Source organism: Mucilaginibacter sp. (assembly GCF_041088075.1).
Lineage (GTDB): Bacteria > Bacteroidota > Bacteroidia > Sphingobacteriales > Sphingobacteriaceae > Mucilaginibacter_A.
On sequence record NZ_JBGCVY010000022.1, the window covers coordinates 1 to 20,597 of the forward strand.

Below are 20,597 nucleotides of genomic sequence, written 5' to 3' on the forward strand. Positions count from 1 at the left end.
TGAAGTTGTTTAAACTTTTTATTTAAACGGGTTGAAACCTATTTCTACAACATTGGCCGAGCCTACAGCTCTATAAAAGCTGCAATTGCAGAAGCGTAGCTTCGGTACATCTTGTAGCAACGAATTTAAACCCGTTGGTTCAAAACGGGCAAAAGAAGTGTTTGAAAAAACAAATGAATAAGTTTAAACAACTTCAATTATAATTTATCATTTTTAAAATACCAATCACAAATATTGATTATGCTTCTTTTACCCTCCAAAAAAATGGCTTATTGTTTTTTGAGGTCAACGAAAATTATGGGAAAGCAGTAGTTGATTTATTAAAAAGTAAAAACTTTAAAGATGTAGTGTTACGCAAAGATTTGGGCAGAAAAGACCGGATGGTTCGGGCAAAACTGTGTTGATGGCTTGCTTCCTTTTTCCAAAACATTGTTATTTTTTACGATTGACCGCCAATTGTAAAACTTTGCCCGCTGCTTTCTGCCTACAAACTTATAGCCTGTATATTTGTAGTTTAATATTAAATTGAGTTACAAGTAACATTAAATGTTAAGCGAAGCATTAGAACAGGAAAAAGTTTTGGCTCCAATAGTTGAAGTTGACAACTCCAAAAAACTATTTCAAGACCGGAAAAGGACCAACATTCTTCGGAGTTCTGAGCAAAGCCTGATTACTTTTTTAGTAAAACATACGCCTCAATTTATCACTTCCAACATACTTACTGCCATTGGTTTGGCCGGAAGTTTACTGGTTTTTGCCGGTTTTATATTGGCTACTTACCTCCACCCAAATTTTATTTTGCTTGGCGTTTTTGGTTTGGCAATAAATTGGTACGGCGATTCGCTGGACGGCCGCATTGCTTATTACCGCAACATCCCGCGCAAATGGTATGGCTTCGCGCTGGATATTATTATGGATTGGATCAGCACGGTTTTTATTGGTTTAGGCTATGTGGTTTATGCCAAGGGCGAGCATGAACTGGGCGCATTTCTGTTTGTGGTTTTGTACGGTTGGTCTATGATCATTTCCCAGCTTCGCTATAAAATTACCGATAAATACACCATTGATGCAGGTTTGTTAGGCCCAACGGAAGTGCGCATCATCATCGCTTTGATATTGATAGCCGAAGTTGTTTTTCGGGATTCCATTCAAGTTTCTGTAATTGTAATTTGTGTCGCCCTTTTTATCATCAATTGTGTGGATACCCGAAAACTGTTAAAACTGGGCGATAAACGCGACCGGCACGAGCAATGGGAAAAACGGAAGCAGCAGCGTTTTGATGAATGAGTAAACCGGTTTTTACTTTTGCCAAAGCGCAGGTTTCGGCATTTTTGGGTGGCGTGCTGGATTATGTGGTGATGATTGCCTGCACCGAACTGCTGCACATCCATTACACCATTTCTATCATCATCAGCGGCATTGTTGGCGCGGTTTTAAACTTTTCTTTAAACCGGTATTGGTCGTTCAGAGATCAGGGATCGGAAAAATCTCCTGTTGGTTCGCAGTTAATCAAGTTCGTTTTTATGGTTGCCGGAAGCGTTTTGCTGAAATCCGCCGGAACTTATGTTTTAACCACCTGGCTAAAACTGGATTACCGCATCAGCCGGATTGTGGTTGACCTAATCGTGTCGCTTGGTTTTAACTTCGTGCTGCAAAACTTCTGGGTTTTTAAAAAACAGGCCGGCTAAATTTTAGGTGCTAAAAGAAGCATTGGTTTCGTTGCATGGCGTTTCCTGCATACTGTTTTTACCACTATAAAAATAGCGCCATTGCAAATGCGAGCACAAACCTTCCAGCTCCGGGAAAATGGTAAAAGCATTTACGCCAAGCGTGTTCAAATCGGTACGGATGTCCTGAAATTTTTCTGCCGGGATCTTGATTTTTAAAAGTTTGTTTTTAAACAAATCTGCTTTGTTCAGCGGTACTTTTTCTTCAATTTCCTGATTTGGCTGGATCGAAAAAACAGCCGATTGGTTGTTGATCCGTTGCTTGATGATCCTCGGCCGGATGATCTTGGTTTCTTTAACTTCAAACGGATGGACGGCTTCAATATTAATATCGTAGTCTTTTGGTTCGGCCATCAAAACCCAAACCACCGCATACGGCGTTTCTTGCAGTTGCTGGTCGTTTTCCCAAATGGCAAACCACAAAGCAGTCAAAGCATTGTTAGACCAATCCAAAAGCCGTGTGGGCAGGCCAAAATGCTGGCCGATAGTTAGGTAATCCCAATCGTCCATTGGCCTTTGCATATCAATTAATAATGGGTTCGTCCTTTTAAATTCTTGCAAAAGCGAAAACTCGGTGTTAAACAATTCCCCTTTCGGCTGCAAGCGGGCAAGTTTAGGGATCAGTGCAAGATCGTCTTTCTGTCCGCGGAACAAAAAATCTTCGTCGTTTCCCTGCTCCAAGTTCTCCTGTTTGTTTTTGTGGATGATTTGCAAATATTCTTCCACCGATCCTATCTTTTCTTCCAAATCCATAAACAGCTTTTTTTACTATTTAGATATAATGTAATCTGATAAGAAAATGTTTATAGAAATTGCGGCAGAAGTTGTGGCTCAAAGGATTCCTAAAATGGTTTTTGCCAGATGGATGGTTTCGGCATCGCCGGTGTATTTTCCGTGTTCGTCCGATAGTTTAACCACTTTCGTCCATTCGCCTTTGGCTGGTTTTGCTTCCGTCATTTTGATAACGATGTTTAAAGGCGTTAAACCAACATCGTTTGTTAAATTGGTGCCGATGCCAAAAGACATACCGATTTTTCCGCTGCAAAAATCAACGATCCGTTTTACCTTTTCATAATTCAAAGCATCCGAAAAAATAATGGTTTTTGATAGCGGGTCAATCCCCAAACTGTGATAATGCCGGATGGTTTTTTCTGCAAATTCAATCGCGTCGCCGCTGTCATGCCGAACGCCATCGAACAGTTTGGAAAACATTTTGTCGAACTGTTGAAAGAAGATTTCAGTTGTATAAGTATCCGAAAGCGCAATGCCCAAATCGCCGCGGTAAACATTGGCCCAATGTTCCAAACCCAAACTGTTGGCCATTTTATAACCATATTTAGCAGCGTGAAACATAAACCATTCGTGTGCGTGCGTGCCGATGGGTTTGGTTTGATTAAGCATCGCCATTTGCACATTGCTTGTGCCGATAAAACTGCCCGCGCCATGTTCTTGCAGCGCTTTTACAACCAAGCTTTGCACCTGATAAGAATGGCGGCGGCGTGTGCCAAAATCGGCAACGGTGATGCCCAATTCTTTAAACTTTTTTATTTTTTGGATGGCCCGTTCGCTTACTTCTTCATCCGAAACGCGTTGCTGATTGGTAAGCTGATAATACAATTCGCAAATCAAAGCCATCAGTGGCACTTCCCACAAAATCGCCCGATACCAAAATCCTTCAATTTCAACCGATAATTCCCCGCCTTGCTGGCTGATTTTTACTTCATCCGGGTTGTAGTAGTAGCCCTGCAAAAAATCAAGGTAAACATGGTCGAGGTACGGGCAGGTTTTAAGGAGAAAATGCTTTTCCTCAACTGTTAATTTTAAACCTGCCATGGCATCAACAGAAATCCGTAAAGCTTCGGCAAAACCTTTCGGAAAAATATGCTGGCCGCGATTGATGAACTGGTAGCGCGCTTCGGCATCCGGGAATAATTTGACCACGCCCTGCTGCATCGTGATCTTGTAAAAATCGTTGTCGAGTAAAGATTGGATTGAAACAGCCATGCTTCTTTTATCAATGTTTTTTTTATGAAAAACAGGCGGTAAAAACAGTATCCGAAAACTGGTTCGGGAAAGTTGTAAAACCGTTTTCCTAATTTTTAATTGTGTCGAAAAGCAGCTTTTGATCTTCCTGCGTAATCGTTAAATCGCCTTCAAAAGAAAAAGTTTCGCTTTGTTCGTCAACCGTTAAAATCCCGACCGGCAACTTTACGCGCTCTTGTTTGATGGATTGCAGGTCGTAATCCGTTTCTCCGTTTGGTTCCACGTTTTGCCAGCGGTTGTCGTCAATTTCATAAATAAAATACCGCTGCTGATGGTCTTGTACAAACTGTTCGTGCTGCTGGTTAATGGGTTTCAGTTCAACCAAACGGTCGTGCGAAATGGCTATGGGCGAAGTTTTCATTTCCTATTAATCAATTTTAGCCGATACTGTTTTTATAGGCATAAAAGAAGCATCGCCCAAATTTAAAATTACGCGGTGTTTTGATAACTTTGGGACAGAACTGCTGCATGACGACACACGAAATCCTTTCGCATTACTGGAAGCACCAGGCTTTCCGGCCGATGCAGGAAGACATCATCCAATCCGTTTTATTGGGCTACGATACGCTGGCGCTGCTGCCCACTGGCGGCGGCAAATCGGTTTGTTTCCAGGTTCCGGCACTGGCCAAAGAAGGGATTTGCATCGTGGTTTCCCCGCTGATTGCGTTGATGAAAGACCAGGTAGAAAACCTGCAGGCCAAAGGCATCGAAGCCATCAGCATTGTTTCCGGGATGGGTAGGCGCGAAGTGGACATTGCGCTGGACAATTGCGTTTACGGCAATATTAAGTTTTTGTATTTGTCGCCCGAAAGGTTATTGTCGGAATTAGTGCAGGAACGCATCCGCTACATGAACGTGAATTTGATTGCCGTGGACGAGGCGCATTGCATCTCTCAATGGGGCTACGATTTTCGCCCTTCGTATTTGCATTTGGCGGGTTTGCGGCTGCTTCATCCAAACGTTCCGGTGCTGGCTTTAACGGCTACCGCAACGGCGCAGGTCCGGGAAGATATTCAGCAAAAATTGTTGTTTAAAAGAAGCCATGTTTTTCAGCAAAGCTTCGAGCGGCAAAATTTAAGTTACGTGGTGCAGGGTGATGAAAACAAATTGCGCAAAATGTTGGACGTCATCCACGGCGTGCAAGGCAGCGGCATTGTTTATGTGCGAAGCAGGCGCGAAACTTTTGAAATCAGCAAATACCTCAACCAGCACCAAATCCCGGCCGATTATTACAACGCCGGTTTGCCTGCCGAAGAGCGTTCCATCAAACAGGAAAACTGGAAAAATAATGTAACGCGCGTCATCGTGGCCACCAACGCTTTTGGGATGGGCATTGATAAACCCGATGTTCGTTTTGTGATCCATAAAGATTTGCCCGAAAGTTTGGAAGCGTATTACCAGGAAGCGGGCAGGGCAGGGCGCGACGAACAAAAGGCTTTTGCGGTTTTATTGTACACCAAAAGCGACCGGCTGCAATTGGAAAAGAAGTTTGAATTAAGTTTTCCTTCGGTGGAAGAAATTAAAAAGGTTTATCATTTTTTGGGGAATTATACGCAGTTGGCTTACGGTGCGGGCGAAGGTTTAAGCTTTGATTTGGATTTGGGCGATTTTTGCACGAAGTTTAAACTCGATCCAATTAAAACGTTGAATGCCTTGAAGTTTTTGGAGCGGAACGATTATCTGTCGTTTACGGAAAGCGTTTTTTTGCCTTCCCGTTTTCGTTTTGAAATTGGGAACGAGGATTTGTACCGATTCCAGATCGAAAACGAAGGCTTCGATCATTTCATTAAAACCTTGCTGCGTACTTATGGCGGTTCTTTTGAAAACTACGTCCGCATCCGCGAACTGGACATTGCAAGGCGTTTGAATTTAAGCGTGCAGCAAGTCATCGCCCAACTAAAAACTTTGCAGGAACAGCACGTTTTAAGTTATTTGCCGCAAACTGATATGCCGCAGGTTACTTTTACCCGTGCACGGCAGGACAATTTGCATGTCATTATTGACCGAAAGTTTTTGGAAGAACGCAAACAGGTTTTCCACGAAAAAATGGAGGCCGTTTTTACTTATGCCGAAACCAAACAATGCCGCAGCCGCATGTTGCTGGCATATTTGGACGAGCCGGACGCGCCCAATTGCGGACACTGCGATGTGTGTTTGGAAAACAAGCGGCGCGAAAAAGCTTCCGAAGTGTTTGACCGGATTACGCAGGAAGTGATTGACCAGCTTTCGGTACAAAACTTAACGGTGGAAGATTTGGTGCGTTCCATCAAAAGCGGAACGGAAAAAGACCGGTTGGAAACCATCCGCCGTTTGCTGGATGCCGGAAAAATAAAATCCGACGGCGAAAAATATTATCTTTAATTTTCCAAAACTTTCGGTAAATCGCAATGCTTCTTTTATCGGCATAAAATCATCAACCTAAAAAATATGAAAAAGCAACCGTTACTTATCCTTTGTGGTTTTCTTTTGTTGTTTTCCGTTTTGTCTTCCTGCTCGGATTCCTGCGAAAAAGGTTCGGGCAAAGCAGCTTCTGAAGACCGTAAAGTAGGTTCTTTTACCAAGCTGAATTTTTCCGGGTCTTACAAAGTTGTGTTGAAGCAAGGCGTTCCGTCGGTAAAAGTTACGGCAGATGATAATTTGTTGAAACTGATCGAAACCAGTGTAAGCGGTAATGAACTGACGATCAAAACCAAAAAAAATATTTGCAATGCCGGAACGATGGAAATTGACATCAGCAACCCGGATTTTCAGTCGGTAAAAACAGCAGGAACGATAGATTTAAGTGCCGACGGAAAACTCAACCTAAAAGATTTTAGCATGGAACTTGCCGGGATGTCAAAAGTAAACCTCAGTCTAAACGCGGCCAACGTAACCACTTCAACCAGCGGTTCTTCCGAAGTAAACCTGACCGGACAAGCGACATCAAACATAGTAACCATGAGCGGGAAAAGTAACCTGAACGCGCTTGATTTTGTGGTGGCCAATTACCGCATCGAAACCAGCGGTTTTACCAATTGCAATGTTAACGTGCTGAACGAGTTAAGCGTAAATGTGAGTGGCGCCGGCAGCGTGCAGTACAAAGGCAACCCGGCAAAAATCAGCAACGAGCATTCGGGCGCGACGAGTATAAAAAAGATACCGTAAAAGAAGCATGCTTCTTTTATCGGGTAAAAGTTGGTAGGGTTAAATGAGTTGAACCTCAATTCCGCATATTGCTATACTGCAACGGTTGCCCAAAATCTTCGCCGCGGCACAACGAAATCACAGCTTGCAGGTCATCAATCTTTTTTCCGGTAACGCGCACCTGATCATCCATGATCGAAGCCTGCACTTTTAGGCCGCTGTCTTTTATTTTTTTGACGATCTTTTTGGCCGCTTCTTTATCAATCCCTTCCACAATTTTAATTTCTTTGCGGATCATGTTGCCCGAAGCATATTCCTCTTTGCCAAAATCCAGCGCGTTCGGGTCTAAATGCTGTTTTACCATCCGGCTGATGATCGAATCCTGGATGGCTTTCAAACGCATATCGTTTTCGGTAACGATGGTTACTTCATTGGTTTTTTTGTCCAGTTCAATGGTGCTTTTCGAATCGTTAAAATCGTAACGGTTCAAAATTTCTTTTTTGGCGTTGTTGATGGCATTGTCCAACGTTTGCGCGTCAATTTTGCTGATAATATCAAAAGATGGCATAATATGTATTTTATTTTAAGGGAATTAAATTTTAACGGTTAGCTTTATGAATTCTAAAGTTATAGGCAAAATTAGCACAATTAAAAGGTGCGCAGCGGTACAAGTTAAGTTTATCACAGACAAAAAACAAATATGATCCGATGAAAAAGAAAGGTAAACCAAAAGTAAAGAACAAAGAACTGGAAACCAGCATCACCGCCAAATTTACCGAAGTACTGCATGGTTTGGGCCATAATGTAGAAAGCCTAAAGAAGGAAATTGCCAAAGCGGGCAAAGCAGTTTCCGGGAAAATTACCAGTGCTTTAAAAGATGCACAAAAAGCAACCGCAAAAGAAACAGACAAAGCTAACAAGTTGACCAAAAAAGCGGGCAAGAAAAAAAGCGGCGTTAAAACAGTTGTTAAAAAAGCAGACGCGAAAGTTGATAAGGTAGTTTCGGCAGTTGCAAAAGCGGCTTCCGGCAAATCTTCTACGGCTTCAGGCCGTTCGGTTGCCAAACCTGCTGCACCAACTTTAGATCCACCGCACCACGAGCCTGCCCAAAAAGAGGCGGTAAAAGAAGCACCGGCACCGGTAAAACGTACCCGCGCTCCCCGAAGAAAAAAGGAGGAAATAGAAGCCGCGGCATCCGCCGAAAAAACACCGGTAAAAGAAGCATCGGCTCCGTTAAAGCGCAAACGCGGGCCTAACAAACCAAAACCAGTTGCCGCACCGGAAGAAAAACCGGCAACAGAAACAACAGGTTCAGCGGTTTTGTAGAGATTAAAATAGTTAAATCGGCAGGTAATTTAACTTCTGCTTAATAAACAAATACGCATTTTTGCATTCCCGGCACAATCTCCGGGAATTTTTTGTTGTTAATTATGTCATGATCTCGAAGCATATTCCTTTAACCAACCGCGAAATAAGTTGGCTTTATTTTAACGACCGTGTTTTGCAGGAAGCCGCAGACGAAGCCGTGCCTTTGATCGAACGGGTGCGTTTTTTAGCGATATTTTCTTCCAACATGGACGAGTTTTACCGCGTCCGGGTAGCAACTTTAAACCGTTTGGCCAACCTAAACGAAAAGGCGAAAGAGCTTTTGGGCTACAACCCGCGCAAGGTTTTAAGCCAGATCAAGAACCTGGTGATCAAAGAGGAAAAGAAATTTAACAACCTGTACGAAAACATCATTGTAAAAAAACTGGCCGAAGAGAAGATTTTTATCCTGGACGATAAACAGCTCAACGTTACACGCGGCGAGTTTGTGAAGAATTATTTCCGGGAAAAACTGCTTTCAAACGTGGTGCCGATTATTTTGGACAAGCACACGCCAATGCCGGAACTGAAAGACCAGGCCATTTACTTTTTTGTACGGTTAACGAAAGAAGATTTGGAAAGCCAGTCGAAATTGGCGCTGATTGAAGTTCCCGAAGGCATGTCGCGTTTTTTGGTTTTACCGGAGACGAACCAGTTGAAGTTCATCATTTTGCTGGATGATATTATCCGTTATTGCCTCGACGATATTTTTTTTATTTTCGATTACGACATGATCGAAGCGTATTCTATCCAGTTAACGCGCGATGCGGAATTGGATTTGGATAAAGAAGTGAGCGAAAAATTTATCGAATCGCTCTCAAAAAGCCTGCAAAAACGGAAAAAAGGCAAGCCAATGCGTTTGCTTTACGATACCGATATGCCGCTGGACATGCTTTCGTATCTGGTACGCAAAATGCAGTTGACGGCTACAAGCCTCATTCCCGGCAGCCGTTACCATAACTTTAAAGATTTTATTTCCTTTCCAAATATTGGCCGGCCCGAACTGGAATATCCGAAAGTCCACGCTTTGGAAGTGCCGCAACTGCCTTTCGGCAAAAGTCTGTTGGGCATGATCAGCAAACGCGACTTTTTGGTAAGCACACCGTACCAGTCTTTCGATTACGTCATCCATTTTTTGCGTGAAGCTGCCATTGACCCCGGCGTTCGCGAAATCAGCATTACGCTTTATCGTTTGGCGGCCAATTCCCGGATCATCAATGCCTTGATCAACGCTGCCAAGAACGGGAAAACGGTGCATTGTTTGGTTGAATTAAAAGCCCGGTTTGATGAACAAGCCAATATTTTTTGGAGCCGTAGGCTGGAAGAAGAAGGCATCAAAGTTATCTACGGTGTTTCCGGCTATAAAGTGCACTCGAAAATATGCTTGGTCAAACGCTTGGAAAACAGGAAAGTAACTTATTACGCCTGTTTATCTACCGGAAACTTTAACGAGAAAACGGCAAAAATTTATGCCGACCTTACTTTATTGACTTGTAATAAAAAAATAACTTCCGGCTTGGTAACTATTTTTGATGCGCTGCAAAAAAATACGGTTCCGCAAAACGTAAAAAACCTGATCGTATCGCCCATTGATTCGCGTAAAATATTGTTTGGTTATATTGATAAGGAAATTGCGAATGCTAAAAAAGGCAACAAGGCTTACATGATCTTGAAAATGAACAGCCTGGCCGATGAGCAGATGATCGCGCGTTTGTATAAAGCCAGCAATGCCGGTGTAAAGATCACGCTGATTATCCGTGGCATGTGCTGTTTGGTGCCGGGCGTAAAAGGTTACAGCGAGAATATCGAAGTCATCAGCATTGTAGATAAATACTTAGAGCATTCCCGCGTTTATATTTTCGCCAACGGCGGAAAAGAATTGATCTTTTTAACCTCGGCAGATTTGATGACCCGCAATTTAGACCACCGGGTAGAAGTTGGTTTCCCAATTTATGACAAGGATTTGAAGCAGGAAATCCGCGACATCATCAACATCCAACTGCACGACAATACCAAAGCCCGCGAAATCAACAGTTTAAACAACAACCGTTACCACAAAACGGACGAAAAGCTAAAAGTGCGTTCGCAATTTGATATTTATACTTACCTAAAACAAAAAAAATAACATTTTGAGATACGCCGCCATTGATATTGGTTCTAACGCGATACGGCTGCTGATTGCAGACCTGTCCGAAAACAGCGAACCGGTTACTTTCAAAAAAAATACCTTGCTCCGCGTGCCTTTGCGTTTGGGCGACGATGCGTTTATCCAAAAAAAAATCTCCGAAAAAAAGATCAACGACCTGGTAAAAACCATGCACTCGTTCCGGCTTTTGATGGATGTTTATGGCGTTTCGGCGTATCTCGCCTGTGCTACTTCGGCCATGCGCGAATCAGAAAACGGGCCGGAAATTGTAAAACAAGTAAAAGAGCAGGGAGGCATTGACTTGGAAATTGTGGGCGGCCAGCGTGAAGCAAAAATTATTTACGCCAGCCATTTTGAAGAAAAGCTGGACCGAAAAAAGAATTACCTGTACATTGATGTGGGCGGCGGCAGCACCGAACTTTCCTTTTTTTCGGATGGCGTTTTAGTCGCGTCCCAATCTTTCAATATCGGCACGATCCGGATGTTGGACAATCAGGACAAAGCCGAAACCTGGAAAGAAATGGAGCGTTTTATCCAATCCAAAGTTAAATCCCACAAAAATATCACGGGCATCGGCACCGGTGGCAACATCAACAAATTGTTCCGGCTTTCCGAAGAAAAAGAAGGCAAGCCGATGTCGCTGTCCAAGTTGAAAAGCTTGTACAACCATCTCAATTCGTATTCTATGAAAGACCGCATCCAGGTTTTGGGGTTGAACCAGGACCGCGCCGACGTGATTATTCCGGCTGCCCAAATTTTTATCACCGTGATGAAATGGGCGGGCGTGGCAAATATTTACGTACCGAAAGTGGGCATGGTGGATGGGATTATCCAAACTTTGATAGAAGAAAACTTTAAATAGCATACTGTTTTTACCGCCTAAAAATTGATGAAGAAAAAAATTGTAGTGGCCATAACCGGTGCCAGCGGTTCTATTTATGCCAAGCTGTTGTTGCAGCAATTGCAGGTTTTACAAGCGCAAATTGCCGAAGTTGGCGTGGTGATGTCTGACAATGCAAGGGATGTTTGGCGATTTGAATTAGGCGACGAAAGCTACCAAAACATCCCTTTCAAAATTTATGGCAAAACCGATTTTATGGCGCCTTTTGCCTCCGGTTCGGCCAGGTTTGATACGATGGTTATCGTCCCCTGTTCGATGGGAACTTTAGGCCGTATTGCCGGCGGTATTTCCAACGATCTGACTACGCGTGCCGCAGATGTGATTCTAAAAGAAAGGCGCAGGTTGATTTTAGTTGCCCGCGATACACCGCTCAATCTCATCCATTTGCGTAATATGCAAACGGTTACAGAGGCCGGAGGCATTATTTGTCCTGCTGTCCCTTCCTTTTACAGTTTGCCCAAAACCATTGAAGAAGTGGCTATGACTGTTGTAAACCGGATTATTGATTTGGCTGGATTGGAGCATGAAAGCTATCGTTGGAGTGAAGGGGGAAAGTAATTGAAAGTGTTTTTTTGTTATCTTGCCTGCAAGGAGAGATTTCTTCAAGGCAATCAATCTTCACCAATTTTAGGTTGATAAAAGAAGTATCAGGTTGAAAGAAGACCTCTCTCATTAATTTAAAATGAGGAAGTTGCTTTGCCAATCCTAAGTCCATAACAGGTTACATTAATCGGTATTAAGCAAATCATTCTGTCTAATCTTTTCACAAGTTTATTTGACTTCTACTTGCTTTTTTGTAAGTTCGGGTAATGAAAAAACAGAAGTACACAGCACTTGGTTTCGAGATTGATTTTCTTACAAATTCAATTCGCAACACGATCTCTGGTGATAGCTTTTCAACTGAAGTTTTAAGGTTAACTAAGGCAGACTTGAAACTTGTTACCAAAAAGAACGGCTGGAACTTTGATTGGAAAAAAGAATTGAGCAACAATTTTAAAGAACTATATAAATTGACAATTGTAAACAATCCAAATATCATTCAAGGACTGATCAGCTTTACCATCAACGCAGACCATGTTTACATGGACTTGTTAGAAAGTGCGCCATTTAACCTTGGGCCGAAACAAGTTGTATGAAGGTGTTGCAGGAAACTTGGTTGCATATGCCTGCAAAGTTTCGTTTCAACAAGGGTTTGATGGATATGTTTCTTTTACCGCAAAAACACAACTGATAGAACATTACCGCAAAACCTTAAACGCTATTCCATCTGGCGGACAACTAATGATTATCAATACAATAGCTGCAAACATACTTGTTGACAAATACTTTAAAAACGCATAATTATGGGATATATAAAAGAGCCGGACGGCGTAGACTTTATCGTTAATGGCAAGCCTTTAACAGATCAACAAAAGCAGGAGATCAGCGAATTCATACGTGCGGACAAAGAAAAACGCAAACTAAAAGAATTGCATAGCAAAGCGAGAAAGGCAAAATCAAAACAGCCTGTATGATAAAAGTGCGTACGGCCAATATTATAATTTCAAAAATGGGATTTGTTATTCAGCAACTAACATATTGAAAGAACAGTTTTCCTAAGGTCGAAAAAACAATGCTTCTTTTACCCTATAAAAATTAGTGCCTGTATTTTCCCATAAACAATGAACCATTAACTATTATCCAACACTCCAACCATACTTCTTTTAGCACACAATTTTTTATCTTTGCGGCTTCCGATGAATAGAAAAGTTGCCTTTTACACGTTGGGTTGCAAACTCAATTATGCCGAAACTTCTGCAATCGGCAGACAGTTTAAACAGGCTGATTATGAAATCGTTAATTTTACAGACCAGGCAGATGTGTATGTCATCAACACTTGCTCGGTTACCGAAAATGCCGACCGCAAATGTAAAAAGGTGGTAAAAGAAGCATTGAAGATTTCGCCCGCAGCTTACATTACCATCGTTGGCTGTTATGCGCAATTGAAACCAAAAGAAATTTCAGAAATTGAAGGTGTGGATTTGGTTCTCGGCGCGGCCGAGAAATTCCAATTGGTTGACCACATCACCGATCTCACCAAAAACCCAAAAGCGTTGGTTTATAATTCACCGGTAAAAGAAGCAAACCAATTTATTCCTTCTTATTCGTTTGGCGACCGCACGCGTACTTTCTTAAAAGTTCAGGATGGCTGCGATTATTCCTGTTCCTTCTGCACCATCCCGATGGCTCGCGGTGCAAGCCGAAGCGATACGATTGAAAATGTGATCAAACAAGCGCAGGAAATTGCTTTATCAGGCGTTAAAGAAATCGTTTTAACCGGTGTTAATTTAGGCGATTTTGGTTTGATTGACGGCGTTCGTCAATATCGTTTTATTGATCTGGCCAAAGCTTTGGATGAAGTGCAAGGCATTGACCGCATCCGTATTTCTTCCATCGAACCCAATTTACTGACCGATGAGATCATTGCTTTTGTAGCCGCTTCCAAACGTTTCGTGCCTCATTTCCACATTCCTTTGCAATCCGGTTCCAACAAAATATTAAGTTTGATGCGCCGCCGTTACAAACGCGAACTGTATGTAGAAAGGATCGCCAGGATCAAAAAACTGATGCCCGATTGCTGCATCGGCGTAGATGTAATCGTTGGTTTTCCGGGAGAAACGCGCGAAGATTTTATTGATACCTACAACTTTTTAAACGAATTGCCGGTTTCCTACCTTCATGTTTTTACTTATTCTGAACGAGAAAATACACCGGCAAAAGAACTATCGGGCGTAGTTCCAGGTTCAACGCGCGCAGAACGAAGCAAAATGCTGCACATTTTATCCGACAAAAAACGCCACGCTTTTTACGAATCTCAGGTTGGCACTACGGCCGATGTTTTGTTTGAACGCGAAACAAACGACGGCGTGATGCACGGCTTCACCCGTAATTATGTTAAAATTGAAACCGTTTATGATCCTTTAATGGTGAACGAAATTCGGCCGGTACTTTTAACCGCAATCGCTGCATCTGGCAATATGGAAATTGAGGAAACAGCAGAAATTCTGGTTCATTAGTTTTATCTTCGCCCGAAACAGCGCTATCCATGTTTCCAACCATCACCGATCTTGTCCGATATTTAACCGGCATCAATATTCCGCTTCCGATTCAGACCTTTGGTTTTTTTGTAGCGCTGGCTTTTATGTTTTCGTATTGGGCTTTCGAGCAGGAATTTATCCGCAAAGAAAAACTGGGCTACATCCATCCTTTTAAAAAAATAATCACCGTTGGCGAGCCTGCTTCCGTTGGAGAATTGGTTGGCAACGCGCTTTTTGGTTTTCTCATCGGTTATAAAATCCTGGATGCCGTTTTTCATTACCGCGCTTTGGTGGATAACCCGCAGGAATTTCTGCTTTCTACCCGCGGCAATTGGATTGGTGGAATCATCGTGGCTGCCATTTTTGCTTATTGGGCTTACGCGGAGAAGAAAAAATACGCCTTAGCGCAACCTAAAAAAGAAGAAATCACGGTGCATCCATACGAATTGATGGGAACGATGCTGATTTGGGCCGCCTTTTGGGGATTTGCCGGTGCAAAACTGTTTAACGGTTTGGAAAACTGGAACGAACTGATAAAAGATCCGGTTGGAATGCTGGTTGGTTTTAGCGGCTTAACTTTTTACGGCGGCTTGATTTGCGGCGGTGCGGCGGTGATGTATATTGCGCATAAAAACCACATCAGGTTGATTGATATGGCTGATATTGGTTCGCCGGGGATGATGATTGCTTACGGCGTTGGGCGCATTGGCTGCCAGCTTTCGGGCGATGGCGATTGGGGAATTACCAACACTGCGCCAAAACCAGGCTGGTTAAGCTGGGCACCCGATTGGATGTGGTCTTTCCGTTTTCCACACAATGTGGGCGATGAAGGCATTCCTATTCCGGGTTGTGTTGGCAAATATTGCCATCAACTTCCGGTGCCAGTTTACCCAACTTCTTTTTACGAATCTGTTATTTGCATTTTACTTTTTCTATTTTTATGGAGTATTCGTAAATATATTAAAACGCCCGGATTGATGTTTGGCATTTACCTCATTTTAAATGGTGTTGAACGTTTTTTGATCGAACTGATCCGTGTAAACACCAAATACCATGTTGCCGGTATTGCTTTTACCCAAGCCGAATTTATATCCGCTGTTTTGGTTTTAACCGGGATTGGATTTGTTGCCCAGGCATTTTTAGGGCATAAAAGAAGCATTCAACCTACTGCCTAATGTCGGCAAAAACCCGGAACCCGTTTCTCAGAAAACTGCTCAAAAATGAGGTGGTCAGGTTTTTTCTGTCAACCGGTGTTGGTTTTTTGGTTGATGCTTTAGTTTACTACTTCGTTTATCATTATATTTTTATCAAGGCCGAGGTAAAAGTATTTGGCTTTCCTATTTCGAGGGATGTTATTTCTTTAATCATATCCTACAGTTGCTGCATTATCTGCAATTTTTTACTGACCAAATATTTCGTGTTCGCGCATTCCAAGTTGTCTTCTCGAAACCAGTTTGCACGATTTTTTTCTGTTGCATTTTTGGGTTTCTTTGCCAACTTGCTGATGCTGCGGTTGTTTGTTTCTATCTTCAAAGTTTACCCGCCGCTGGCCCGGATTATTGCCGCATTAAGTTTGGGCGTGGCCAGTTATTTCGTCCACAAGTTTTTTTCGTTTAACATCAAAAGGAACCCAAAATGAATTTAGAAATATTATGCCGGGAAGTGGTTGCATTGGCCAAACAGGCTGGCTTGTTCATCAAAACCGAAGCCGGAAAGTTTAAGGCCGAAAGCGTAGAGTTTAAAGGCTTAAACGACATGGTGTCTTACGTGGATAAAACTTCCGAAGAAATGATTGTGGCGAAACTACAGCAGCTTTTGCCCGAAGCAGGTTTTATCACCGAAGAAAAAACAGTGGTAAAAACAGCATTGCAATACAATTGGGTGATTGACCCGCTGGACGGCACCACGAATTTTATTCACGGATTGCCCGTTTATTCGGTGAGCATTGCTTTGAAAGAATACGAAGAACTGGTTCTGGGCGTGGTTTACGAAATCAACCAGGACGAATGTTTTTACGCCTGGAAAGATGCGCCCGCTTTTTTAAACGGCAAGCCAATCCATGTTTCTGATAAACCAACCGTAAGTGAAAGTTTGATTGCAACCGGTTTTCCGTATTACAACTTCGAGAAAGCGGATGCGTATATGAACCTTTTTAAAGATTTGATGCAAAGCTGCCAGGGTTTGCGCCGTTTAGGTTCGGCCGCCGTTGATTTGGCTTACACGGCTTGCGGCCGTTTTGATGCGTATTACGAATACAACCTGAACGATTACGACATGGCGGCAGGCATCATCATCGTTAAACAAGCCGGCGGACAAGTTTTTGATTTTACCGGCGGCAGAAATATGTTGAAAACACGTGATGTAATTGCTACGAACGGCAAGGTTAGCCAGGAATTGTTGAATAAGGTTTTGTTTGCGTTTAGGAAGTAAAACGGTTTGATGAAAAATTTGCTCAAACTGCTCAAGTTTAATATTTTAGAATATGAAACATATGCCGCTTACGTCTCAATTTAAAGTAAGTATAAATTTAAAATTGTACGTCCTTATTCCGGTTTATAATGCTCCCAATATTCTTTAGGCGTTACAATTTTAGTTTGTTTATAGGTTGAAAATGTAAAATCGGAAGTGTTACCGGTTATGATAAAATCTGCCTGGCTTTCATCTGCAAGTTCCAATAACCTATTGTCGTCTTCATCCGAAATAAGTTCGATTTTTACTGTTGGTATAAACTTTTTAGCATTTGTTTCAATTTCGGCAAGTAAGGCTTCTGCTCTCCCAAAGAAATCCGGAAACCGTCCAAACTTAGGTCTCGCCAATACTTCATAATATTCTGCCATCAATTCGTTTGATACACATAATAGGATGATTCCTTCAATAAAAACTTCATTTACGATTAAATAAGGATAGTTATTTTGAATAAGTGAAGAAACAATAACGTTAGTATCAATGATTACTTTTTGCATTTTTTCTCACCGCTTTTACTTCCTTAGAAATTTCATCCATTGTCATTTCAGAAAGCCCGTACTTTGCTGCAAGCTCAACACATTTGTTTAAATTTTCACGCATCAATTCTTTACGAACATGCCGGATTAAATCATTGAAAGTAAGTTCGTCTTGCTTTAAACCCAGTTTATTAAATTCAGAATCCGAAATAGAAATGTTTAAGGTTCGCATGTCTTTAAGGTTTTGTTGTATGATAATAATTGATATAGAAATGTTATGCCACAAAAAAAAGGTAAAAGAAACATCCAAATACTTCTTTTACCCCTATAAAATTGGTAAACCCTAAAACTTATAAAGCTTCAGAAAATGGTAAACCTTTCAAACCATTTTTTTGAAAAAATAATTTAGCTTCTTCTGCTTTCTTTACAACAAACGGGTCATCACCGTGATCCTTAACTTTATCGCTAATGATCGCATTGCCATAAACACTTTTTTTATCTGCTGATGCTTTTTTAACTACTTGCATAACTACTGTTTCCTTATTTCAAATTTAATTATTTATTTCCTTTTCACCAAAACGCCTCGTAGTTTACGTTTTTCTGAAAAATTTGCCACTCGCCATTTTCAAAGCCGTACACATCAAAATCATTATTAATTTCTGTTAACAAACCGGCAATACTAATTTGATAAAGACGGGTTCTTGAAGGTGTGCTACCTGTGGCATAAATAAAATGATTGCCATGATGATTGGTAAAATCAAATATGGTGTTTGCTACAGTTGCTAATATTAAATCTCTGTCGTGGTTATTACTAACAACGGCATCGTCAATTTTATTAGTTTCTGTAGAAATATCTCCAAAAGCCAAGTTGTAAATAACCGGATCATCGTTTATCTTAGAAAAGCGTACGCCTTTTTTGATTTGTCCTTTCGGGCCAATGCTATAAAACTCATAGTTTCTATAGTGGTAATCTGCAAAGTAAACATATCGCTCTAAATTCATCCGATAGAAGTTGCCCTTGATTAATTGTTTAACACAATAACAAAATTTAATCTACATGTTACAAGAGCTATTGTTTTTAATGGATTAGATCTGATACAAAAAACAAATAAATTCAAACCAAAAAACAAAGGGTAAAAAAAGCATCATACTTCTTTTACCCCTATAAAATTGATAAAACCTAATTCTAATTACAAAGCCTCAGAAACCACTTCCGTAACCTCCGGAACCATGCGTTTCAATAAACTTTCGATTCCTGATTTTAAGGTGATGGTGGAAGATGGGCAGCCGCTGCAAGAACCGCGCAGTTCAACGGTTACAACGCCGTCTTCAAAAGATTTGTAGGTGATGGCACCGCCGTCCTGCTCTACAGCCGGGCGAACGTAATCGTGCAAAATTTGTTGGATTTTAATTTCAGCATCGTCGCCTTCAAAAGCAACCACTTCCGGCTCTTTTTCCTGCACGCTCAGTTCAGATTCGACCGCGCCTTTTACAAATTCTTTTAAAATCGGCTCCAAATCGTTCCAGTCGGAACCTTCGGTTTTGGTAACGGTTACAAAGTTGCTGGCAAAGAAAACGCCGTTCACAAAAGAAAATTTAAACAGTTCTTTGGCAAAGGCTGATTTTTCTGCGCTTTCTACCGTTGGAAAATCAGCGCTTCCGTTAATCAGCAACTTGTTTACAATAAACTTCATTGTGGCCGGGTTCGGCGTGGTTTCGGTATATACGTTGATGTTCATGATGATCTTTTTTTATAAAATTACAACTATTAAAAACAGCTTTTGTTGGATGCTTCTTTTATCGGTACTTTTTTTACCACTTGTTGACGCAGCCGCTAAATGCCAGTGTAATTAAAAGGTGTAATCGCAACCAGTTCTTGTTTTAGCTCCGCAGAAACCTGTAAATTGTTTATAAATTCAGCAATCACATTTTCATCCACTTTTCCGGCAACACGCGTTAAATCTTTCAAAGCTTCGTATGGGTTTGGATAACCTTCGCGGCGCAAAATAGTTTGGATCGCTTCGGCCACCACAACCCAATTGTCTTCCAAATCTTTGCGGATTGCTGCTTCGTTTAGCACCAATTTATTCAAACCTTTTAAAGTTGATTTAAAAGCGATGAGGGTATGCGCAAACGGAACGCCGATATTGCGCAAAACAGTAGAATCTGTAAGGTCGCGCTGCAAACGGGAAACGGGCAACTTTGCAGCAAGATGTTCAAAAACAGCATTGGCCAAACCTAAATTGCCTTCGGAGTTTTCAAAATCAATGGGGTTAACTTTGTGCGGCATCGCCGAAGAACCAACTTCGCCGGCTTTGATTTTTTGTTTGAAGTAATTGGTGGAGATGTATGTCCAGATGTCGCGGTTCAAATCAATCAAGATTGTGTTGATCCTTTTCAAATTATCGCAATGCGCCGCAAAATTATCGTAATGTTCAATTTGTGTGGTGAGTTGTGATCGGCTCAAACCCAAAACTTCGTTTACAAAATGGTTGCCAAAATCTTTCCAGTCAATCTGCGGATAAGCCACATGATGTGCGTTAAAGTTTCCGGTTGCGCCGCCAAACTTGGCCGAAAAAGGAATTTGGTTTAACAACTTGACTTGCGCCTCCAAGCGTTCCACAAAAACCAATAATTCTTTGCCCAATCGTGTTGGCGAAGCAGGTTGGCCGTGTGTTCTGGCCAGCATCGAAACGTCTTTCCAATCTTCGGCCAAAGCTTTCAACAAATCAATCAACTCGTTTAAGGCCGGCAAATATTGCTCGTTGACCGCCAGTTTAAAAGAATACGGAATGGCCGTGTTGTTGATGTCCTGGGAAGTTAAACCAAAATGGATAAACTCTTTATGTTCGCCCAAACCCAAACGGTCGAAATGTTTTTTCAAAAAGTATTCCACCGCTTTTACATCGTGGTTGGTGGTTTTTTCAATCTCTTTGATCTCCAGCGCGTCCTTTTCCGAAAAATCAACATAAATCTTTTTTAAATCCGTGTAATCTTTTTTATCGGTGTAATCTTCTTTAATAAAAAAATGAAGCTGAGGCAAAGGCAGTTCGCACAGGCTGATAAAATATTCCACTTCTACAAAAACCCGGAATTTAATCAACGCTGCTTCCGAAAAATAGGGGCTTAATTGATTAGTTGCAGCATAATAACGGCCATCAACAGGCGAAATAGCAGAAAGTGGGGATAAAGGCATGTTGCTTAAACTTATAGCTGCAAAAGTAAAAATAACCGCAACTGTTTGGGTGGTTTATGGCTGCCGATGCTTCTTTT

The 20,597-nt window shown here is 41.7% G+C and carries 25 protein-coding genes; 15 read left to right on the forward strand and 10 right to left on the reverse strand.

Annotated elements, in window-relative coordinates:
- Positions 1–546: 546 nt before the first annotated feature.
- Positions 547–1,287 carry a CDP-alcohol phosphatidyltransferase family protein gene (locus V5804_RS04130; protein WP_369590109.1) on the forward strand — a complete coding sequence of 247 codons (741 nt, stop codon included), beginning with the start codon at positions 547–549 and terminating at the stop codon, positions 1,285–1,287.
- Positions 1,284–1,688 (forward strand): GtrA family protein, encoded by a 405-nt coding sequence (locus V5804_RS04135; protein ID WP_369590110.1) that lies wholly within the window; start codon positions 1,284–1,286, stop codon positions 1,686–1,688. The genes V5804_RS04130 and V5804_RS04135 overlap by 4 nt, the downstream gene beginning before the upstream one ends.
- Before the next feature lie 3 nt (positions 1,689–1,691).
- On the opposite strand, the gene V5804_RS04140 is transcribed toward V5804_RS04135, so the two are convergent.
- The 3 genes from V5804_RS04140 to V5804_RS04150 form a co-directional block, all read right to left on the reverse strand.
- On the reverse strand, positions 1,692–2,480 hold the full coding sequence (locus tag V5804_RS04140; RefSeq protein WP_369590111.1) for an FRG domain-containing protein: 789 nt from the start codon (positions 2,478–2,480) through the stop codon (positions 1,692–1,694).
- A gap of 78 nt (positions 2,481–2,558) precedes the next feature.
- On the reverse strand, positions 2,559–3,731 hold the full coding sequence (gene pncB / locus V5804_RS04145) for a nicotinate phosphoribosyltransferase (RefSeq protein ID WP_369590112.1): 1,173 nt from the start codon (positions 3,729–3,731) through the stop codon (positions 2,559–2,561).
- 88 nt (positions 3,732–3,819) lie between these two features.
- Complete coding sequence (locus V5804_RS04150; RefSeq protein WP_369590113.1) at positions 3,820–4,131, reverse strand: hypothetical protein; 312 nt, start codon at positions 4,129–4,131, stop codon at positions 3,820–3,822.
- Between the two features lie 107 nt (positions 4,132–4,238).
- Between V5804_RS04150 and V5804_RS04155 the strand changes: the two genes are divergently transcribed.
- Both V5804_RS04155 and V5804_RS04160 read left to right on the forward strand, forming a co-directional pair.
- Complete coding sequence (locus V5804_RS04155; protein WP_369590114.1) at positions 4,239–6,131, forward strand: ATP-dependent DNA helicase RecQ; 1,893 nt, start codon at positions 4,239–4,241, stop codon at positions 6,129–6,131.
- Between the two features lie 66 nt (positions 6,132–6,197).
- Complete coding sequence (locus V5804_RS04160) at positions 6,198–6,914, forward strand: head GIN domain-containing protein (RefSeq protein ID WP_369590115.1); 717 nt, start codon at positions 6,198–6,200, stop codon at positions 6,912–6,914.
- A 55-nt stretch (positions 6,915–6,969) separates the two neighbouring features.
- Here the strand turns inward: V5804_RS04160 and V5804_RS04165 are convergent, their stop codons facing one another.
- The gene (locus V5804_RS04165) at positions 6,970–7,461 is read right to left on the reverse strand and encodes a YajQ family cyclic di-GMP-binding protein (RefSeq protein WP_369590116.1); all 492 of its coding nucleotides are present in this window, start codon (positions 7,459–7,461) and stop codon (positions 6,970–6,972) included.
- A gap of 140 nt (positions 7,462–7,601) precedes the next feature.
- Between V5804_RS04165 and V5804_RS04170 the strand changes: the two genes are divergently transcribed.
- The 11 genes from V5804_RS04170 (at position 7,602) to V5804_RS04220 (ending at position 16,812) form a co-directional block, all read left to right on the forward strand.
- Positions 7,602–8,219, forward strand: coding sequence for a hypothetical protein (locus tag V5804_RS04170; protein WP_369590117.1), 618 nt, complete (start codon positions 7,602–7,604; stop codon positions 8,217–8,219).
- 109 nt (positions 8,220–8,328) lie between these two features.
- Positions 8,329–10,383 carry a polyphosphate kinase 1 gene (gene ppk1, locus V5804_RS04175; protein WP_369590118.1) on the forward strand — a complete coding sequence of 685 codons (2,055 nt, stop codon included), beginning with the start codon at positions 8,329–8,331 and terminating at the stop codon, positions 10,381–10,383.
- Positions 10,384–10,387: 4 nt separating this feature from the next.
- Positions 10,388–11,266, forward strand: coding sequence for an exopolyphosphatase (locus V5804_RS04180; RefSeq protein WP_369590119.1), 879 nt, complete (start codon positions 10,388–10,390; stop codon positions 11,264–11,266).
- 27 nt (positions 11,267–11,293) lie between these two features.
- Positions 11,294–11,863, forward strand: a complete 570-nt coding sequence (locus V5804_RS04185; RefSeq protein WP_369590120.1) for a UbiX family flavin prenyltransferase — start codon at positions 11,294–11,296, stop codon at positions 11,861–11,863.
- Between the two features lie 371 nt (positions 11,864–12,234).
- Complete coding sequence (locus tag V5804_RS04190; RefSeq protein ID WP_369590121.1) at positions 12,235–12,441, forward strand: hypothetical protein; 207 nt, start codon at positions 12,235–12,237, stop codon at positions 12,439–12,441.
- Positions 12,419–12,646, forward strand: coding sequence for a hypothetical protein (locus tag V5804_RS04195; RefSeq protein WP_369590122.1), 228 nt, complete (start codon positions 12,419–12,421; stop codon positions 12,644–12,646). Before V5804_RS04190 ends, V5804_RS04195 begins: the two co-directional genes overlap by 23 nt.
- A 2-nt stretch (positions 12,647–12,648) precedes the next feature.
- Complete coding sequence (locus V5804_RS04200; RefSeq protein WP_369590123.1) at positions 12,649–12,819, forward strand: hypothetical protein; 171 nt, start codon at positions 12,649–12,651, stop codon at positions 12,817–12,819.
- A 222-nt stretch (positions 12,820–13,041) separates the two neighbouring features.
- Positions 13,042–14,361 (forward strand): tRNA (N(6)-L-threonylcarbamoyladenosine(37)-C(2))-methylthiotransferase MtaB, encoded by a 1,320-nt coding sequence (gene mtaB / locus V5804_RS04205; RefSeq protein ID WP_369590124.1) that lies wholly within the window; start codon positions 13,042–13,044, stop codon positions 14,359–14,361.
- A gap of 29 nt (positions 14,362–14,390) precedes the next feature.
- Entirely contained in the window at positions 14,391–15,557 is a 1,167-nt protein-coding gene (locus V5804_RS04210; protein WP_369590125.1) for a prolipoprotein diacylglyceryl transferase, read from the forward strand.
- A complete protein-coding gene (locus V5804_RS04215; protein ID WP_369590126.1) occupies positions 15,557–16,021 on the forward strand; it encodes a GtrA family protein in 465 nt (154 codons plus the stop codon). The genes V5804_RS04210 and V5804_RS04215 overlap by 1 nt, the downstream gene beginning before the upstream one ends.
- Positions 16,018–16,812: an inositol monophosphatase gene (locus V5804_RS04220; RefSeq protein ID WP_369590127.1), complete on the forward strand. Its 795-nt coding sequence runs from the start codon at positions 16,018–16,020 to the stop codon at positions 16,810–16,812. Before V5804_RS04215 ends, V5804_RS04220 begins: the two co-directional genes overlap by 4 nt.
- Positions 16,813–16,925: 113 nt before the next feature.
- Here the strand turns inward: V5804_RS04220 and V5804_RS04225 are convergent, their stop codons facing one another.
- The 6 genes from V5804_RS04225 to purB all read right to left on the reverse strand — a co-directional run bounded on the left by V5804_RS04225 (position 16,926) and on the right by purB (position 20,520).
- Complete coding sequence (locus V5804_RS04225) at positions 16,926–17,345, reverse strand: putative toxin-antitoxin system toxin component, PIN family (RefSeq protein ID WP_369590128.1); 420 nt, start codon at positions 17,343–17,345, stop codon at positions 16,926–16,928.
- Positions 17,326–17,556 carry a hypothetical protein gene (locus V5804_RS04230; protein ID WP_369590129.1) on the reverse strand — a complete coding sequence of 77 codons (231 nt, stop codon included), beginning with the start codon at positions 17,554–17,556 and terminating at the stop codon, positions 17,326–17,328. The genes V5804_RS04225 and V5804_RS04230 overlap by 20 nt, the downstream gene beginning before the upstream one ends.
- Before the next feature lie 118 nt (positions 17,557–17,674).
- Positions 17,675–17,851, reverse strand: a complete 177-nt coding sequence (locus V5804_RS04235; RefSeq protein WP_369590130.1) for a hypothetical protein — start codon at positions 17,849–17,851, stop codon at positions 17,675–17,677.
- A 43-nt stretch (positions 17,852–17,894) separates the two neighbouring features.
- Entirely contained in the window at positions 17,895–18,326 is a 432-nt protein-coding gene (locus V5804_RS04240) for a hypothetical protein (RefSeq protein ID WP_369590131.1), read from the reverse strand.
- Between the two features lie 188 nt (positions 18,327–18,514).
- A complete protein-coding gene (locus tag V5804_RS04245) occupies positions 18,515–19,063 on the reverse strand; it encodes a NifU family protein (RefSeq protein ID WP_369590132.1) in 549 nt (182 codons plus the stop codon).
- 95 nt (positions 19,064–19,158) lie between these two features.
- Complete coding sequence (gene purB / locus V5804_RS04250; RefSeq protein ID WP_369590133.1) at positions 19,159–20,520, reverse strand: adenylosuccinate lyase; 1,362 nt, start codon at positions 20,518–20,520, stop codon at positions 19,159–19,161.
- Between the last annotated feature and the right edge of the window lie 77 nt (positions 20,521–20,597).

What these genes read in the sequence shown, in the direction of transcription:
- V5804_RS04130 (WP_369590109.1), top strand. Translation starts at nt 547, where the DNA reads ATGTTAAGCGAAGCATTAGAACAGGAAAAAGTTTTGGCTCCAATAGTT.
- V5804_RS04135 (WP_369590110.1), top strand. Translation starts at nt 1,284, where the DNA reads ATGAGTAAACCGGTTTTTACTTTTGCCAAAGCGCAGGTTTCGGCATTT.
- V5804_RS04140 (WP_369590111.1), bottom strand. Translation starts at nt 2,480, where the DNA reads ATGGATTTGGAAGAAAAGATAGGATCGGTGGAAGAATATTTGCAAATC.
- pncB (WP_369590112.1), bottom strand. Translation starts at nt 3,731, where the DNA reads ATGGCTGTTTCAATCCAATCTTTACTCGACAACGATTTTTACAAGATC.
- V5804_RS04150 (WP_369590113.1), bottom strand. Translation starts at nt 4,131, where the DNA reads ATGAAAACTTCGCCCATAGCCATTTCGCACGACCGTTTGGTTGAACTG.
- V5804_RS04155 (WP_369590114.1), top strand. Translation starts at nt 4,239, where the DNA reads ATGACGACACACGAAATCCTTTCGCATTACTGGAAGCACCAGGCTTTC.
- V5804_RS04160 (WP_369590115.1), top strand. Translation starts at nt 6,198, where the DNA reads ATGAAAAAGCAACCGTTACTTATCCTTTGTGGTTTTCTTTTGTTGTTT.
- V5804_RS04165 (WP_369590116.1), bottom strand. Translation starts at nt 7,461, where the DNA reads ATGCCATCTTTTGATATTATCAGCAAAATTGACGCGCAAACGTTGGAC.
- V5804_RS04170 (WP_369590117.1), top strand. Translation starts at nt 7,602, where the DNA reads ATGAAAAAGAAAGGTAAACCAAAAGTAAAGAACAAAGAACTGGAAACC.
- ppk1 (WP_369590118.1), top strand. Translation starts at nt 8,329, where the DNA reads ATGATCTCGAAGCATATTCCTTTAACCAACCGCGAAATAAGTTGGCTT.
- V5804_RS04185 (WP_369590120.1), top strand. Translation starts at nt 11,294, where the DNA reads ATGAAGAAAAAAATTGTAGTGGCCATAACCGGTGCCAGCGGTTCTATT.
- V5804_RS04200 (WP_369590123.1), top strand. Translation starts at nt 12,649, where the DNA reads ATGGGATATATAAAAGAGCCGGACGGCGTAGACTTTATCGTTAATGGC.
- mtaB (WP_369590124.1), top strand. Translation starts at nt 13,042, where the DNA reads ATGAATAGAAAAGTTGCCTTTTACACGTTGGGTTGCAAACTCAATTAT.
- V5804_RS04210 (WP_369590125.1), top strand. Translation starts at nt 14,391, where the DNA reads ATGTTTCCAACCATCACCGATCTTGTCCGATATTTAACCGGCATCAAT.
- V5804_RS04215 (WP_369590126.1), top strand. Translation starts at nt 15,557, where the DNA reads ATGTCGGCAAAAACCCGGAACCCGTTTCTCAGAAAACTGCTCAAAAAT.
- V5804_RS04220 (WP_369590127.1), top strand. Translation starts at nt 16,018, where the DNA reads ATGAATTTAGAAATATTATGCCGGGAAGTGGTTGCATTGGCCAAACAG.
- V5804_RS04225 (WP_369590128.1), bottom strand. Translation starts at nt 17,345, where the DNA reads ATGCAAAAAGTAATCATTGATACTAACGTTATTGTTTCTTCACTTATT.
- V5804_RS04230 (WP_369590129.1), bottom strand. Translation starts at nt 17,556, where the DNA reads ATGCGAACCTTAAACATTTCTATTTCGGATTCTGAATTTAATAAACTG.
- V5804_RS04235 (WP_369590130.1), bottom strand. Translation starts at nt 17,851, where the DNA reads ATGCAAGTAGTTAAAAAAGCATCAGCAGATAAAAAAAGTGTTTATGGC.
- V5804_RS04240 (WP_369590131.1), bottom strand. Translation starts at nt 18,326, where the DNA reads ATGAATTTAGAGCGATATGTTTACTTTGCAGATTACCACTATAGAAAC.
- V5804_RS04245 (WP_369590132.1), bottom strand. Translation starts at nt 19,063, where the DNA reads ATGAACATCAACGTATATACCGAAACCACGCCGAACCCGGCCACAATG.
- purB (WP_369590133.1), bottom strand. Translation starts at nt 20,520, where the DNA reads ATGCCTTTATCCCCACTTTCTGCTATTTCGCCTGTTGATGGCCGTTAT.